Raw genomic sequence first — 15,095 nt, 5'->3', positions numbered from 1 at the left:
GCTGTGAGCCAGTTCATCAACGGCAAGATCCTCGAAGGCACCAGCGGCGCGACCGTGGACGTCATCGACCCGTCCAACGGAAGCACTGTAGCCACCATCAGCCTCGCCGGCAGCGACGACGTCAAGCTCGCAGTCCAGGCAGCACGGGACGCGTTCCCCGCCTGGTCACGGGCCACCCCGGCCGAGCGATCGGCTGTGCTGACCAAATTCGCGGAACGGATGGCAGAACGGGCCGAAGAGTTCGCCCAGCTCGAGTCCCGTCAGGCCGGCAAGCCCATCCGCCTGACCCGCGAATTCGACGTCCCGGGCACCATCGACAACATCGCCTTCTTCGCCGGCGCCGCCCGGAATCTCGAAGGCAAAGCCACCGGCGAATACTCCGCGGACCACACCTCCTCCATCCGGCGTGAAGCCATCGGCGTAATCGGGTCCATCTCACCGTGGAACTACCCGCTGCAGATGGCCGCGTGGAAGATCCTCCCCGCCATCGCCGCCGGCAACACGATCGTGCTCAAGCCCGCTGAAATCACCCCGCTGACCACCCTGCTGTTCGCCGAGGTCGCCACCGAGGCAGGCATGCCAGATGGTGTCATCAACGTCCTGACCGGACGTGGCTCCACCGTGGGCGCGGAACTGCTGCGCCACCCCGATGTGGACATGCTCTCCTTCACCGGCTCCACAGTGGTGGGCCGCACAGTCCTGGACGCCGCCGCGACCACAGCCAAGCGAGTCCACCTCGAACTCGGCGGCAAAGCACCGTTCGTGGTCTTCGACGACGCCGACCTCGAAGCCGCCATCCACGGCGCCGTCGCCGGGTCCCTGATCAACAGCGGACAGGACTGCACCGCAGCGACCCGGGCCATCGTGCACCGCTCCGTCTACGAGGACTTCATCGCCGGCGTCGCCGACCTGTACGCCAAGGTAAAGCTTGGTGCCACCTCCGACCCTGCCACCGACATGGGGCCCCTCGTGTCCGAGGTGCACCGCGACAAGGTAGCAGAGATGGTGGAACGTGCCCGCGGCTACGCCCGGGTCCTCGGGGGCGGCATCCCCGACGGCGACCTGGCCAGCGGCTCCTACTACCGGCCCACCCTGGTGGCCGACGCCACTCCGGACAGCGAAATCTTCCGTGACGAGGTCTTCGGCCCCGTCCTGGCCGTCACCCCATTCGACACCGACGATGAAGCCATCGAACTGGCCAATGACACCCCCTACGGCCTGGCCGCCTCCGCCTGGACCAAGGACGTCTACCGCGCCCTGCGCGCCACCCGTGAAATCCGCTCGGGATGCGTCTGGGTCAACGACCACATCCCGATCATCAGCGAAATGCCCCACGGCGGCATGAAGCAGTCCGGCTTCGGCAAAGATATGTCCACCTACTCCTTCGACGAATACACCGTGGTCAAGCACGTCATGTTCGACCTCACCGGAGAAAAGGCCAAAGCCTGGCACCGGACCATCTTCTCGCTGGAAAGCTAGGGAATGACCACCACGGGACTCACCTCCCGCTTCCACGGCAAAACAGCCTTGGTCACCGGGGCTGGTGGCGGAATTGGTTCCGCCATCAGCCGCCGGCTGGCCGCTGAAGGTGCACACGTTTTTGTGGCCGATGCCAATGAAACTGCGGCGAAGGAAGTGGCCGATTCCATCCTCGGTGAGAGGTGGTCCGCTGAACCGCTGGTCTTCGACCTGCTGGATTCAGACGCTTCAGAGGCTGCAGTCCGGTACATAGTGGGTAGTAGCGGCCACCTCGATGTCCTGGTCAACAACGCAGGCATCAACCGACGCGGGGACCTGCTAGCCCTCAGCCATGAGGACTGGAAGCTGTCCTTCGAGGTGAACGTGGACTCGCTCTTCCATCTCTGCCGCGCGGCACTGCCGCACATGATTGAGGCGGGTGGCGGCGCGATCGTGAATACAGCATCGCAATGGGGCCTCTACCCGGCACCAGGGCATATCGCCTACAACGTCTCCAAGGCCGCCGTCGTCGCTTTCACCAAGAACCTGGCCCGCGACTACGCCCCGCACAACATCAGGGTCAACGCCGTCGCACCCGGCGAAGTTCGCACCCCCATGCTCGAAGCCGGGCTGGCACGCAGCGGCCGCACCGTCGCCGACCTCGACGCGCTGGTTCCCTTCGGGCGCATCGGCAAGCCGGAAGAAGTCGCCGCACTCGTGGCGTTCCTCGCCTCGGACGAAGCGCCTTACATCTGCGGGGCCGTCATTGAAATTACCGGCGCTCAGGCCGTCGCATGAGCGCCGGAATGGTGGCCGGGAAGACGGTCTTGGTCACCGGCGCCTCCCGCGGCATCGGCAGGGCGACGACGGAGGTGCTGCACCGCGAAGGTGCGCACGTGATCCTGCACTACGGCAACGACAAAGACTCCGCCCAGGCCACGGCCGACAGGCTAGGCGAACGCATAAAGCTCGTCCAGGGCGACCTCCGGGATCCGGCACAGCGCCTGCGGGTCTGGACCGAGGCCATCAACTGGTGCGGCGGCGTCGATGCGCTGGTTAACAACGCAGGCGCCTGGCTGGCGTCCGAGATTGACGACACCAGCGCGTGGCAGCACGGCTGGCAGGCCAACTACGAGCTGAACCTGTTGGCTCCGGCCGACCTGTGCCGGCAAGCGATCCTTGAATTCCGGGAGCGCGGCGGCGGGATCATCGTCAACGTCACCAGCCGCTCGGCGCACCGGGGTGACGACGCCGGACACCTCGCATACGGTGCCGCAAAGGGTGGACTGCTGGCCCTCACCAAGGGCATCGCACGGGGCTACGGTAAGGAAAATATCCTTGCGTACGCTGTGGCTCCCGGATGGGTAGCGACTGATATCTCCGCGCACATCTCCCCGGACGACCCTATGCTCCAAACGCTCCCGCTGGGCGAGGTCACGCCACCGGGGGACATCGCCGAGATGATCGCTTTCCTGGCGTCGGGCCGGTCCAGGCACACCACCGGCGCCACCATCGACATCACCGGTGCCGACTACGTCCGCTGACCACCCTCGTTTGTCCGTAGAACACTCTGAAAGGAAGACCATGAGATTCAGCCGCATGCTCAACGTGGTCGACGCCCACGCCGAAGGCGAGTCCGGCAAAGTGGTCGTCGGTGGTGTCGGCCCAGTCCCAGGCGAGACGATGTTCGACAAGATGGTCCACTTCTCGAGGCACCTTGATCACCTGCGGAAACTGCTGCTCTGCGAACCGCGTGGGGCCGTGTGGCATAACGCGAACGTCGTCCTGCCCTCCAACAACCCGGACGCCGACTTCGGCTACATCATCCTCGAGTCCACCGAATACCCCGCCATGTCCGGCTCCAACACCATGTGCGTGGCCACAGTGCTCCTGGAAACCGGAATGCTGCCGATGACCGAGCCGGTCACCCGACTGGTTCTCGAATCCCCCGCCGGGCTCATCCGCATCGAAGCAACCTGCGCCGATAGAAAGGTCGAACGGGTAAAACTCGTCAACCAACCAGCTTTCGTCTACCATCAGGACGCAAAAATCGACGTTCCGGGACTGGGAAAGATCAGCGTCGACATTGCCTACGGCGGCATGACCTACGCCATCGTCGACGCCGCATCGGTGGGCGTTGCACTGGACGTGAGTCAGGAAGCAGCACTCTACGATCTGGGGCAACGCATCAAGAAGGCCGCGGCCGAGCAACTGGACATCCGGCACCCCGTGAACCCGATGATCCCCGGCATCACCAACACCTCATTTACCGGGCCCATCAACCACGAGGAAGGCCCGGGCGGCGAGGAAATGCTTCGCTCTACAAACGCAGTGATCGTCTCGCCCGGCCGGCTGGACCGATCCCCCTGCGGCACCGGCACATCAGCCCGTCTGGCCCTCCTGCACGCCCGCGGTGAACTCAAGCCCGGGCAACTCTTCCGGCACCAATCAATCATCGGCAGCCAGTTCGACGCACGAATAGAGGCCACCACCACCGTGGGATCCTACGACGCGGTAATTCCCGCCATCTCCGGCCGGGCGTGGATTACCTCCATCAACCAACTAGTCCTCGACCCATCCGACCCCTTCCCCGAGGGCTTCGTCGTGGGCAAACCATGGAAAGCCGAGTACTGACATGAGCGCGATTACAGACACGTCACACCGACGCATTGAAGACTGGTGCACGCTGAGTGGAGCCCACGTGGAAATCCGCCAACAAGGAACCATCGCGGGCAGCGGAATCGTGGACGCTGTCACTGACGACGGCCAAATCCTCTGGGTTGTCTCCCCCATAGACGGCCGACGGCTTTTCGACAAAGCCGACTTCTACCAAGCCTGGGCGACTGAAGAACGCACCGGTTTTCATTACAAAGCAAGCTGCGGCGCACAGGCCTGAGGCCTTTTCCACGTGTATGAAGGACAGACGTGATGACCTTGGCACTCGTGTGCCCCCAGTAGCTGGGGTCTGTTCGCTCTGGCAGGAACGAGTGATGCCAAGGCCCAAGTGGGCACTGCCGCAAGGCACCTCGGTGGGGAGCTCGTCTGCTTAAGGCACACCCCAGCCTGACAAATGTGCAGCGCAGTGGGAATTTTTTCTCCGCTCCACCGCTAAAACGTAGGCAGCCGCCGCCCATAAACGGGGACAATAGGCTTGCACGAACCGCCGTTAGACGGAACTTCTGCCTGTCTCTGGGGCCCAATCCTCGGCTTCTTGGGTGGTTCCGTGGGGGACTTCCGGAGAAATTGTCACGCTGAACCGCCCATAGTCGTGGCGGGTAACCAGGACGCCGCAGCGTCCCTCTTTGCGCGCCATACTCTCAGCGAGAGTGATCGCGTCATCCAATCTAGCGCGGACGGACTTTGCTTCCGCTCCTGTGATTTCCAGGCGTAATGCAGCAGTAGGAAAATGGGTGGTCACTGTGCCTCTTTCCGGACGGACCAGCAGGAACATCCTTGGGGGAATCACGTGGTGATGTGTAGGTGAGCATGAAGTGCCGGTGTTATGCAGGAGCCGTTGAAGAACGAATAGCTTTCCCGGACGAGGCACGGGTGTCCTTGCCACTGATTTATGCCCTCTTGTCTTGAGGCCTCGGGCCGTGATTCTTTACGATCTTTCAGCGGTCCGGGCGTTGGGACGTGGAACGGCTGTGCTGTGACGGACAAGAAACTTGGTGTCTAGTAGCTCGTGGAAGTTATCTGGCGGTAGGGACTCCCCTGTAGTCGGCATGCCACTGCCCCCGGTTTCGTTTCCCTCATCGAAGGGCGCTGCCGTCTTAGAGAGCTTTTGCAAAAGCTTTTGCGCCGCTTGTTGACCTTGTTGCCGGGGGAACTGCTGGATGGTGGTCAAGCCGAAGGTTTCGCCGAGCTCGTGCCCGTCTATGCCAACGACGGAAAGGTCATGTGGCACCTGTAAGCCGAGGTCGCGTGCAGCAAGTATCACGCCGATCGCCATTTCGTCGGAGGCGGCAAAGACAGCGGTGGGACGCTCTGGCATAGCAAGGAGGCTTCGCGCCTTGTTGTAGGCATCCTGCAGCGTGAAGTCGGAAGCCATGATCCACTCTGGTCGGACAGGTGCCCCCGCCTGTTTCATCTCGTTCTCGAAGCCTGCCTGGCGCTGGTCGGTGAGATTGAAATCCCGGTAGGGATCAATACCCCCACTCACATGGGCAATCCGCTCGTGGCCTAGTCCGAGAAGATGTGCGGTAGCAAGGGACCCTGCAGCGAAATGGTCCATCCCGATCGTGGGTACGCCGGGCATCGGCCCGCCGATGCCCACTACGGGGCGGCGAATTGAGAGCATGCGCGTCAACTCTTCGGGCGTCAGTTCAAGCGAAACCGGGACCACTGCGTCCAGACGCTGTCGCATCAGGAAGTCCTCGAGTACAGCATCTTGATGGTCCCGGTCACCGAAAATGTTGTACAGGGCCAGATCGTATCCGACGGTGATAAGTTCCTCGGCGATTCCTGCCACCACTTTGGCAAAATACCAGCGGTCGACTGACGGCACGATAACGCCAATGATGCGGCTCCGCCCTGTCACCAGGCTGGACGCATTATAGGAACGGACGAAGTTGAGCTCCTGGGCTGCAGCCAGTACCCGCTTACGCGTGCCGGCTGCCACCGAGCCGTTGCCACTGAGCGCACGGGAAGCGGTTCCCACGGAAACGCCAGCGCGGGCAGCAACTTCTTTTATGCCTGTCACGGTCATCTTTCCTTATCTTGGAGCCGCACGGTCCGCCGTTGGGGCCGTCGGTGTGACTCCCCGTGTGTTTTCACGGTAGTGGAACTGCGACTCCTACACAGAAGGAAGCAGGCAGTTCGGTCGTCACCGCAACTGCACGAGCCCCATGCAAATCGTGGTCCCCGACTTCTAGCTACAAATATTGTAAGCGTTTCTATCGACAAATGCGAGATAAAAAGGCGGATTTAAGGGCTTTTCAGGGCCAGAGATCTCCCGCGTGAAGCATCATGGTCAGCTACTAGACGTAGAGATTGGAAACGCTTACACTTTTTGGTGACACACGTCACGAGCGCCGCCGCCCTCTCTTATGGAGGCGCGCTGCGGCCCCCTCTTTCAAAGGAGAAACAGATGCTTAGGATTCAGGGCGCTCTCGCGGTTACTGCTACCGCGATGCTGCTGCTTACAGGGTGCGGAAACGCCAACGAAGCAAACCAAACGGCCACGTCGGCGCCTGCTGCGGCGGGGTCCACTGCTGCCCCGGAGCGGGCGGATGCCGACCTGGTGATCTGGACCGATAACTTGAAGGCCGATTCGATTCGCGCGTTCGCCGAAGATTTTGCCGCTGACAATGGCATCAGCGTAGCTGTCCAGGTCGTCTCGGGTGAGTTCCAGACTGCCCTGGTGACAGCAAACGCTGCAGGCAATGGACCCGATGTGTTTACCGGCGCCCATGACATGATCGGCAATCTCGTCCAGAACGGTGCAATCGATCCACTGCAGATCGCCCCGGATCAGCTCAAGGGTTACGCCGAAACAGCTGTTGAGGCTGTGACGTACAACGACTCGGTATACGCACTGCCGTATGGGATCGAAACTTTGGGCCTCTTCCGCAACACCGGCATCGTCCCTGAGGCCCCCGCGACCTTGGACGATGCCTTCGCCAAGGGACAGGAGGCGGTAGCCGCCCAGAAGGTTGAAGTTCCTTTCAGCCTGCCGCAAGGCAACAGCGGAGACGCCTATCACATGCAGCCCTTGTACACCTCAATGGGCGGCTACCTCTTCGGTGCAACGGCCCAGGGCGACCCTGATCCAGCTGACCTCGGCGTCGGCGGTGAGGGTTCGGTCGCGGCTGCTAAAAAGATTCACGCACTGGGGGAGGCGGGCAGCGGCGTCCTGAAGCGCTCCATCAGCGTCGATAACTCGATCTCCTTGTTCGCAGACGGCAAGGCGCCCTACCTTGTGGCCGGTCCTTGGGCCCTCAACCAGGTTGAGAAGGCAGGAATCCCCTTCGAAGTAACACCCATCCCCGGTTTCGAAGGACAGGCTGCTGCCCAGCCCTTCGCCGGCGTTCAGGGCTTTTACGTCGCATCGAACGGAAAAAACGAAGCGTTCGCTCACGAGTTCGTGGAAAACGCGATGAACACCGAAGAGGGAATGACCCAGATGTTTGAAGGCGCGAAGCTGCCGCCGACGATGACGACCGTTCGCGAGAAGATCGCAGGACAGTACCCCGCCATCGAGACGTTTGCCTCCGCTGCAGGGTCCGCCCAGCCCATGCCGGCCATTCCCGAAATGGCCGCCGTCTTCGCCCCCCTCGGCCAGGCCTATGCGGCGATCGTGGGCGGCGCTGAGCCCGAAGGCACGATGCGTGCAGCCGGGGAAACCATCGCTGCTGCAATCGGCAAGTAGGAAACGGCCCTTGGGGGCCGTTGCACATGCCTTCGGCCCCCAGGGGCCCTGCTGCCCAGATTGAACTCCAGGAGAACCCCATGATCAAAACCCTCAAGCGCCTGCAGCGTCCTCCGTCACCTGCAACAGACGAACCCGGCACCCGTCATCAACGCACAACGAATCCGGTGGCCCTTCTCGCCAAGATCCTGGCCCTGGGTACCGTTGTCGGCTCAGCGGCAGCCCTCACCCCGGCACTTGTCGCTACAGGCCGGTGGGGATTTCTCACGGCAATGTGGGTCATCGCCGGCGTCCTGGTGCTGACCTACATCACTGGTCGTGGGGTGCCGGCCAAGTATCTGGTGCCCGGCACACTCCTTCTGGTGATCTTCCTGGTGTACCCCATCGTCATGACGTTCCAAATGTCGACAACAAACTTCGGCGACGGAACAAGGACATCAAAAGAAGAAACCATCTCCCAAATCATCGGCGCTTCAGTTGTCCAGAGCCCCGACTCCCCGCGCTACAACCTCTCCGTAGCAACTGAAGGAAACCCCACGACCGGGCCGTTCGCTTTTCTGCTCGTGGAGCCCGAAAGCGAAAAGGTGTTCCTTGGCACCCCGGATGATGGTCTTCGGGAGCTTGAACAAGAAGACGTTACCGTTGCAGGCGGTTTCGTCACCGACGCCGAGGGATACCAGCTCCTGACTCCGCAAGAGGTCAACAACGCCAGCGACGCGCTCGAGGATTTTGTGGTGCCGACTGATGACGGCGCCATCCGGCAACTTGGCATCCGCCAAGCGTTCGAGGGCGCTTCACCCCTAAAATACGACGAAACGCGCGACGTGATCACCAACACGGCAACCGGCGTCGACTACACACCCGTCCAGCATGGCGACAGGGAGTACTTCGTCGACCCGGAAGGAAAGCGCCTCTCGGATCAGTCCTGGCTCGCTAACGTCGGATTCGCCAACTATCAGCGCGTCTTCACAGACACCAGAATCAGCTCCGATTTCCTGCAGATATTCGCCTGGACCTTCATCTTCGCAACAGTCTCGGTGGCAGGAACCTTCCTGCTGGGACTGGGGCTGGCCACCGCACTGAACGATCCACGGATCAAGGGCCAGCGCTTCTACCGGGCAATCCTCATCCTCCCCTACGCAATCCCGGGATTTATCGCCCTGCTGGTCTGGTCCAGCTTCTGGAACAAAGATTTCGGCCTGATCAACAACTCCCTGGGCTTGGACCTGAACTGGCTGGGTGACCCCATTCTGGCCAAGGCAGCAATCCTGCTGACCAACTTCTGGATGGGTTTTCCTTATATGTTCCTGGTCTGCACCGGAGCCCTGCAGGCCATCCCCGCTGATCTCAAGGAAGCATCACGCATCGATGGCGCCAGCGGGTTCCTGGGCTTTAGAAAGATCACCTTCCCGCTGCTCCTGGTCACGGTCGCCCCGTTGCTCGTGTCAACATTCGCGTTCAATTTCAACAACTTCAATGCGATCTATCTGTTGACAGAAGGCGGACCGTTCGACCCCGCGAACCCGACAGCGGGAGCAACTGACATCCTTATCAGCTACACCTACCGCCTGGCCTTCGGCGGGCAGGGCGCACAGCTCGGCTTCGCCGCGGCCGTATCAGTGCTGCTGTTCGTCCTAACCGGCATCATCGCCGCAATTCAATTCCGTTTTACCCGCGCCCTGGAAGAGGTGAACTGATGTCGTCTACTCCGACACGTCTGGCTGAGGTACCAATGCAGGAGCCACAGCGCACCCCACAATCCCGGCGACGCCATAACAGGACCCGATGGTTTGCCGAAGTAGGCTGGCGTCACCTCGTAGCCATCGCTGCGGTGTTCATCGCACTGTTCCCCGTGTTGTTCATTGTCTCGGCAGCACTGAACCCTCTGGGCACGGTGGCGTCCACCAGCCTGATCCCCCGTGAAGTGAGCTTTGTGCACTTCCAAGCCCTCTTCACAGACCCCAACCGGCCGTACCTCCGCTGGTTCGCCAACACACTGATCATCAGTACAGTCGTCACCCTTGGGCAGATTCTGTGCAGCGCCCTGGCCGCCTACGCCTTTTCACGCTTCCGCTTCAACGGCCGGCGCATTGGCCTGCTCAGCCTTCTCCTCATCCAGATGTTCCCCCAGTTCCTCGCAGTCGTGGCGCTGTACCTGATGTTCACCGCCATCGGTGAGGTCATTCCCCAGCTGGGCCTGAACACGCTCCTGGGCTACGGACTTCTGCTCATGGGCGGAGCGCTCTCGCAGGTATGGCTAATCAAGGGATTCTTCGACTCGGTGCCGAAAGAACTGGACGAGGCAGCGATCATGGACGGAGCGGGCCACGCCACCGTGTTCTTCCGTGTCATCTTTCCGCTGATAACCCCGATCCTGGCAGTCACCGGTCTGTTGTCGTTCATCGGTGTGCTTGGCGAATTTGTCCTGGCATCGATCTTCCTCACCGATAACGACGTCAAGACCCTGGCTGTCGGCCTGTACGCCACCATCGATGCGGACCGGTCGGGCAACCTCGGCGTCTTCGCCGCAGGTGCCCTGCTCACCAGCCTGCCCGTGGTTCTGCTGTTCCAGTTCCTGCAAAAGTACATCACCGGAGGACTCACCGCCGGGGCGGTTAAGGGATGAGCGCCATGCAGCTATGGGACCAGCCACATCATGATGGTTCCGCGATATATGTTTCCAATCCCAATCCGGAATTGGGGGAAGCAGTCACCGTGTTTCTTCGGGTTCCCCGTGCCAGTGGCGTAACGAAGGCGCTGCTGCGCGTGTGGATCGACGGCGAACAGGCCCTGCTCGAGACGAGCATAGACCGGCAAGATGAGCATGAGTTTTGGCTCAAGGCTGGCTTCTCGATGGAGAACCCGGTGGTGAACTACCGGTGGCTGCTGGACGGATTACCGGGCGGTTATCAGTGGTTCAACGGGACCGGCCTGCACACCCGTGACGTCACGGACGCCTCCGACTTTCGCCTCACTGCCTACTCCCCGCCACCCCCCTGGGCAAGCGGCGCCGTTCTCTACCAAATTTTCCCTGACCGGTTTGCAAAATCGATCGACCGGCCCGCACCGGATTGGGCCATCCCGGAGGACTGGGGAAACAAGGTAATAGGACGAGGACCCGAGACCCCCTATCAGTACTTCGGCGGAGACCTCGACGGAATCACCGCCCGCCTCGAGCACATTGCCTCTTTGGGCGCCGACACCGTCTATCTGACACCGATATTCCCGGCTTGTTCAAACCACCGCTACGACGCGTCCAGTTTCGAGCAGGTGGATCCGCTGCTTGGCGGAGATTCAGCTCTGCGCCGCCTCTCCGATGCCTTGCATGGCCGTGGCATGCGTCTGCTGGGTGACCTGACGACGAATCACTGCGGGGACGCCCACGAATGGTTCAAAACCGCGATTGCAGACCCGGACAGCGTCGAAGCCGGATTCTTCCTGTTTACCAGCCATCCTGATGAGTATGTGTGCTGGTTCGGGCACAAGTCCCTTCCCAAGTTCAACCACGCTAATCCCGAATTGCGCCGACGTCTCTACGAGGGCAAGGACTCCGTCGTGGCCCGCTGGCTGGGGCCAGACGGATTCGACGGGTGGCGCATCGACGTCGCCAATATGACAGGACGGCACGGCACTACCGACCTGAATCACATGGTCTCCACCACGCTGCGCCGAACCATGGCCCAAGCCGATCCGGAAGCGCTGCTGCTGGCCGAACACAGCCACGACGCATCACAGGACTTACAGGTCGATGGCTGGCACGGAGTGATGAATTACGCCGGCTTTACCCGCCCGGTGTGGCAATGGCTGAAACCAGCAGCGCCCGTTCCGTTCGAGCCGGGGCCGTTTGTTGCCATTCCGCGGCTCACCGGGACAGACATCGTCGGGTCAATGCGGGACTTCGCCGCAGCCGTACCCTGGCGCGCTACCAAGCATGCCCTCAACCTTGTCGGTTCCCACGACACCTTCCGGATCAGCACCATGCTCGGCGACCCGCGCCTGGTAACGGTGGCTTTTGGACTGTTGGCCACCATGCCGGGGATCCCTATGTTGTGGGCGGGGGATGAGATCGGGCAAGAGGGCGTGAACGGTGAAGACGGCCGCCGCCCCTTCCCCTGGGACAATCCCGACGAATGGGACCATGACCGGCTGGCCATCACACGCGCTCTTTTCCAAACCAGGAACCAGTCGGAAGCCCTACGGGAGGGAGGACTGCGCTGGCTGACAATTGCCGACAATGCCTTCACCTTCCTTCGCGAGTCAGCCAACGAAACGGTCCTGGTCCACGCAGCCCGCGCCGACCACACCGCCATCACCCTGCCCCCCGGTGTCATCGGCACTCATCTTCGCGGCCTCGCAGGAACTTCCGACCTCCACGCAGATGCCCACGACATGATCACCCTGCCCAACGAGGGACCCGCCATTGCCATATGGCGCTGTGACACGGCCACGAGCCCCTCATCCTGACGGTAGGTCCCGCAAAAGGGCTGCCTGGCGGCCTAGTTCCATGCCCACCAAGTGACCGCACCTCGATACGGCACAACTACGCCGGGCGGCCCCGCCGCACTACCACCCAAAGTTTTTTGACGAATTCGAAAGGAACCACCAATGACTGCCCCTTCCCATTCACGTTCGAAGACCCTCGAACCCTCCTCCGCCCATGACTGGTGGCGCCAGGCATCCGTCTATCAGATATACCCGCGCAGCTTCTACGACACCAACGGGGACGGACTCGGAGACCTGCCCGGCATCACGGCAAAGGTCCCTTACCTGAAGAACCTGGGCATCGATGCAGTATGGCTTAGCCCCTTCTACCCCTCCGCGCTGGCCGACGGAGGCTACGACGTCGACGACTACCGCAACGTGGACCCCCGCCTGGGAACGCTGGCTGACTTTGACGCGATGACAGCGGCGCTGCACGATGCCGGCATCAAACTAATTGTCGACATCGTCCCCAACCATTCCTCTGACCGTCACGAATGGTTCCGTGAGGCCCTGGCCTCCCCCGCCGGTTCCCCAGCCCGGGACCGTTACATCTTCCGGAACGGGCTGGGGCAAGACGGAAACGAACCGCCCTCGGACTGGCAGTCCATCTTCGGCGGCTCCGCCTGGGAACGCATTACCGAGCCGGACGGGACTCCCGGGCAGTGGTACCTCCACCTGTTCGCCAAGGAGCAACCCGACTTCAACTGGGAAAACGAGGAAGTCCGGAAGGACTTCCTGACCACCCTCCGGTTCTGGGCGGACCGCGGCGTCGATGGCTTCCGGGTCGACGTGGCCCATGGCCTCACCAAGCACCTGCCCGAGACCCTGCCCCCGGAAATAGAAATGCCGGGAATGGCCTCAGAACACGGGCAGCACCTGTTCTGGGACCGCGACGAGGTCCACGACATCTACGCCCAATGGCGGCAGGTATTCAACGAATACGACCCACCGCGGATGGCCGTAGCCGAAGCATGGGTCCACCCCTCCCGCAGAGCCCGCTACGCCAGTTCCGAAGGCCTCGGGCAAGCCTTCAACTTCGACCTTCTAACGGCGGACTTCAACGCAAGCGAGTTCCGCTCATCCATCACTAAGAACCTCGATGAATCCAGCGCAACAGGGGCCTCCTCCACCTGGGTGTTCTCCAACCACGACGTGGTGCGTCACCCCACTCGTTACGGGCTCCTGGAGGAACCGGCAAGTCCGGAAATCACCGTCACGGAAACCGGCGCGCCAATGGCAGGCGGGGCACGAGATGGCAAAGCCTGGCTCCTGGCCGGCGCACCCGAGCACCAACTAAACCGGGAGCTTGGACTCACCCGCGCAAAAGCCGCCACATTGCTGATGATGGCGCTTCCCGGTTCCGCCTACCTCTACCAAGGCGAGGAACTCGGGCTGCATGAAGTTGCCGAAATCCCCGACACGCACCGACAGGACCCCGCATTCTTCCGCAACCCCGGAGTGGATATCGGACGGGACGGTTGCCGCGTCCCACTCCCGTGGAGCGCCGACGACACCTCCTTCGGCTTCAGCACCACGGACCCGCACCTGCCTCAACCGCAGTGGTTCACCGAGGTCGCCGCAGAATTGCAGGAAGCAGACCAGGAATCCACCCTGAATCTCTACCGGAAAGCTCTTTCGCTCCGCAGGATTCTGCAGGGCCCAGAGGAACTGCGCTGGATCGAGGAAGCAAACCCGCAGGTCCTTCACTTTGTCCGTCCCGGAGAATGGCACAGCATCACCAACTTCGGCGATACGCCAGCACCACTTCCCGCCGGGCAAGTGATCCTGTCAAATAACCCTCTGCCCCAGGACGGCACCTTGCCGCCCGCCACCACCGTCTGGATGACTAGCCAAAAATCGCCACGACGATAGCTTGAGCTCAAGAGGCGGCGATGCCCATCATGCAATCGTCGCCTCTTCAGCTTGCCAAATCCGTCCATCGAGCATTTATCCAGTGAAGTCCACGCCGTGCAGGGCTTCAGCAGAGATGCCGGTAATGAACCTAAAGGTGGGCAAGAGGCAATAAGAGGATGCAGGACAGTACTTCAGAATTTGCCCAGCAACGCCGCAACAGTGTGAAGGTCGGCATTTCCGACGTCGCTCACGCTGCAAACGTCTCCACCGCTACGGTCTCTCGGGCGCTGAGGAACCTACCCCCTGTTTCCCTCGAAACACGCCAAAAAGGTCCTTGCCGTGGCCGGCCAGCTCGGATACGTGATTTCACCAACTGCATCGAGACTTGCGACTGGCCGAACGGGGATTATCGGAATCCTCGCAACCCCCGGAAATGACCTATTCAACTGGCAGGCGGTCCAAGAAGCCTCCCGGGAACTGAATAGACGCGACTACGGTCTCGCACTCTTTAATCTGAATGACTTCAATAACAGCCTTGAACTGTTTCTGAAAACAGCGAAGGTCGAGAACCGCTGCGACGGCCTCCTCGCCCTAGGAGATAAGTTCAAGGAAGAGGAAACTCAATTGCTACGGTTACTACAAATTCCTTCAGCAACGGTGGAGGGCTCGGTTTCAGACACCCGTCCCGATGCTAAAGGAATCAGGTTGGCTGCGGAAGCAATACGCGAACTCTTCGCCCGCGTGCGTGTCGCCTAAGGACGACCAACGCCCGCCTTGCTGTATTTGACGCATCAACGCATCCCGACACGTTCCTGTACCCCATGGGCGGACAACACGGCCGAGGCAAAGGGGTCTGGAGCCCACCATGGACGCTGTCATCGCCGGCATAGAGCCCGCCAGCTCCTTTGCCTAAGCCCACGAACAGACAACG

13 protein-coding genes are annotated in these 15,095 nt (G+C 61.5%); 12 read left to right on the top strand and 1 reads right to left on the bottom strand.

Annotated features, from left to right (window positions below; all coding sequences use genetic code 11):
* The first annotated feature begins 3 nt into the window (after positions 1-3).
* Genes AC5RV1_RS11750 through AC5RV1_RS11730 form a run of 5 tightly spaced genes read left to right on the top strand, consistent with a single transcriptional unit; the run spans position 4 to position 4,354 of the window.
* The gene (locus tag AC5RV1_RS11750) at positions 4-1,479 is read left to right on the top strand and encodes a gamma-aminobutyraldehyde dehydrogenase (RefSeq protein ID WP_493994657.1); all 1,476 of its coding nucleotides are present in this window, start codon (positions 4-6) and stop codon (positions 1,477-1,479) included.
* Positions 1,480-1,482: 3 nt separating this feature from the next.
* Positions 1,483-2,256: an SDR family NAD(P)-dependent oxidoreductase gene (locus AC5RV1_RS11745; protein WP_493994656.1), complete on the top strand. Its 774-nt coding sequence runs from the start codon at positions 1,483-1,485 to the stop codon at positions 2,254-2,256.
* Complete coding sequence (locus tag AC5RV1_RS11740; RefSeq protein WP_493994655.1) at positions 2,253-3,002, top strand: SDR family NAD(P)-dependent oxidoreductase; 750 nt, start codon at positions 2,253-2,255, stop codon at positions 3,000-3,002. The genes AC5RV1_RS11745 and AC5RV1_RS11740 overlap by 4 nt, the downstream gene beginning before the upstream one ends.
* A 40-nt stretch (positions 3,003-3,042) precedes the next feature.
* The gene (locus tag AC5RV1_RS11735) at positions 3,043-4,092 is read left to right on the top strand and encodes a proline racemase family protein (RefSeq protein WP_493994654.1); all 1,050 of its coding nucleotides are present in this window, start codon (positions 3,043-3,045) and stop codon (positions 4,090-4,092) included.
* Between the two features lies 1 nt (position 4,093).
* Positions 4,094-4,354, top strand: a complete 261-nt coding sequence (locus AC5RV1_RS11730; protein ID WP_493994653.1) for a hypothetical protein — start codon at positions 4,094-4,096, stop codon at positions 4,352-4,354.
* Positions 4,355-5,062: 708 nt separating this feature from the next.
* Here AC5RV1_RS11730 and AC5RV1_RS11725 read toward each other — a convergent pair.
* The gene (locus AC5RV1_RS11725) at positions 5,063-6,166 is read right to left on the bottom strand and encodes a LacI family DNA-binding transcriptional regulator (RefSeq protein WP_493994652.1); all 1,104 of its coding nucleotides are present in this window, start codon (positions 6,164-6,166) and stop codon (positions 5,063-5,065) included.
* Between the two features lie 381 nt (positions 6,167-6,547).
* On the opposite strand from AC5RV1_RS11725, the gene AC5RV1_RS11720 reads away from it, so the two are divergent.
* The 7 genes from AC5RV1_RS11720 to AC5RV1_RS11690 all read left to right on the top strand — a co-directional run bounded on the left by AC5RV1_RS11720 (position 6,548) and on the right by AC5RV1_RS11690 (position 14,920).
* Positions 6,548-7,828: a sugar ABC transporter substrate-binding protein gene (locus tag AC5RV1_RS11720; RefSeq protein WP_493994651.1), complete on the top strand. Its 1,281-nt coding sequence runs from the start codon at positions 6,548-6,550 to the stop codon at positions 7,826-7,828.
* A gap of 80 nt (positions 7,829-7,908) precedes the next feature.
* Entirely contained in the window at positions 7,909-9,525 is a 1,617-nt protein-coding gene (locus AC5RV1_RS11715; RefSeq protein WP_493994650.1) for an ABC transporter permease subunit, read from the top strand.
* Positions 9,526-9,560: 35 nt separating this feature from the next.
* Positions 9,561-10,454 (top strand): sugar ABC transporter permease, encoded by an 894-nt coding sequence (locus tag AC5RV1_RS11710; RefSeq protein WP_493994649.1) that lies wholly within the window; start codon positions 9,561-9,563, stop codon positions 10,452-10,454.
* A gap of 89 nt (positions 10,455-10,543) precedes the next feature.
* The gene (locus AC5RV1_RS11705) at positions 10,544-12,292 is read left to right on the top strand and encodes a glycoside hydrolase family 13 protein (RefSeq protein ID WP_493994648.1); all 1,749 of its coding nucleotides are present in this window, start codon (positions 10,544-10,546) and stop codon (positions 12,290-12,292) included.
* Between the two features lie 141 nt (positions 12,293-12,433).
* On the top strand, positions 12,434-14,182 hold the full coding sequence (locus AC5RV1_RS11700; RefSeq protein WP_493994647.1) for a glycoside hydrolase family 13 protein: 1,749 nt from the start codon (positions 12,434-12,436) through the stop codon (positions 14,180-14,182).
* Between the two features lie 158 nt (positions 14,183-14,340).
* A complete protein-coding gene (locus AC5RV1_RS11695; protein WP_493994646.1) occupies positions 14,341-14,601 on the top strand; it encodes a LacI family DNA-binding transcriptional regulator in 261 nt (86 codons plus the stop codon).
* Complete coding sequence (locus AC5RV1_RS11690; RefSeq protein ID WP_493994645.1) at positions 14,504-14,920, top strand: LacI family DNA-binding transcriptional regulator; 417 nt, start codon at positions 14,504-14,506, stop codon at positions 14,918-14,920. The genes AC5RV1_RS11695 and AC5RV1_RS11690 overlap by 98 nt, the downstream gene beginning before the upstream one ends.
* Positions 14,921-15,095 lie beyond the last annotated feature (175 nt).

This window comes from Arthrobacter sp. Hb9-2 (genome assembly GCF_059091165.1).
This window is presented reverse-complemented; position numbering and strand designations above follow the sequence as displayed.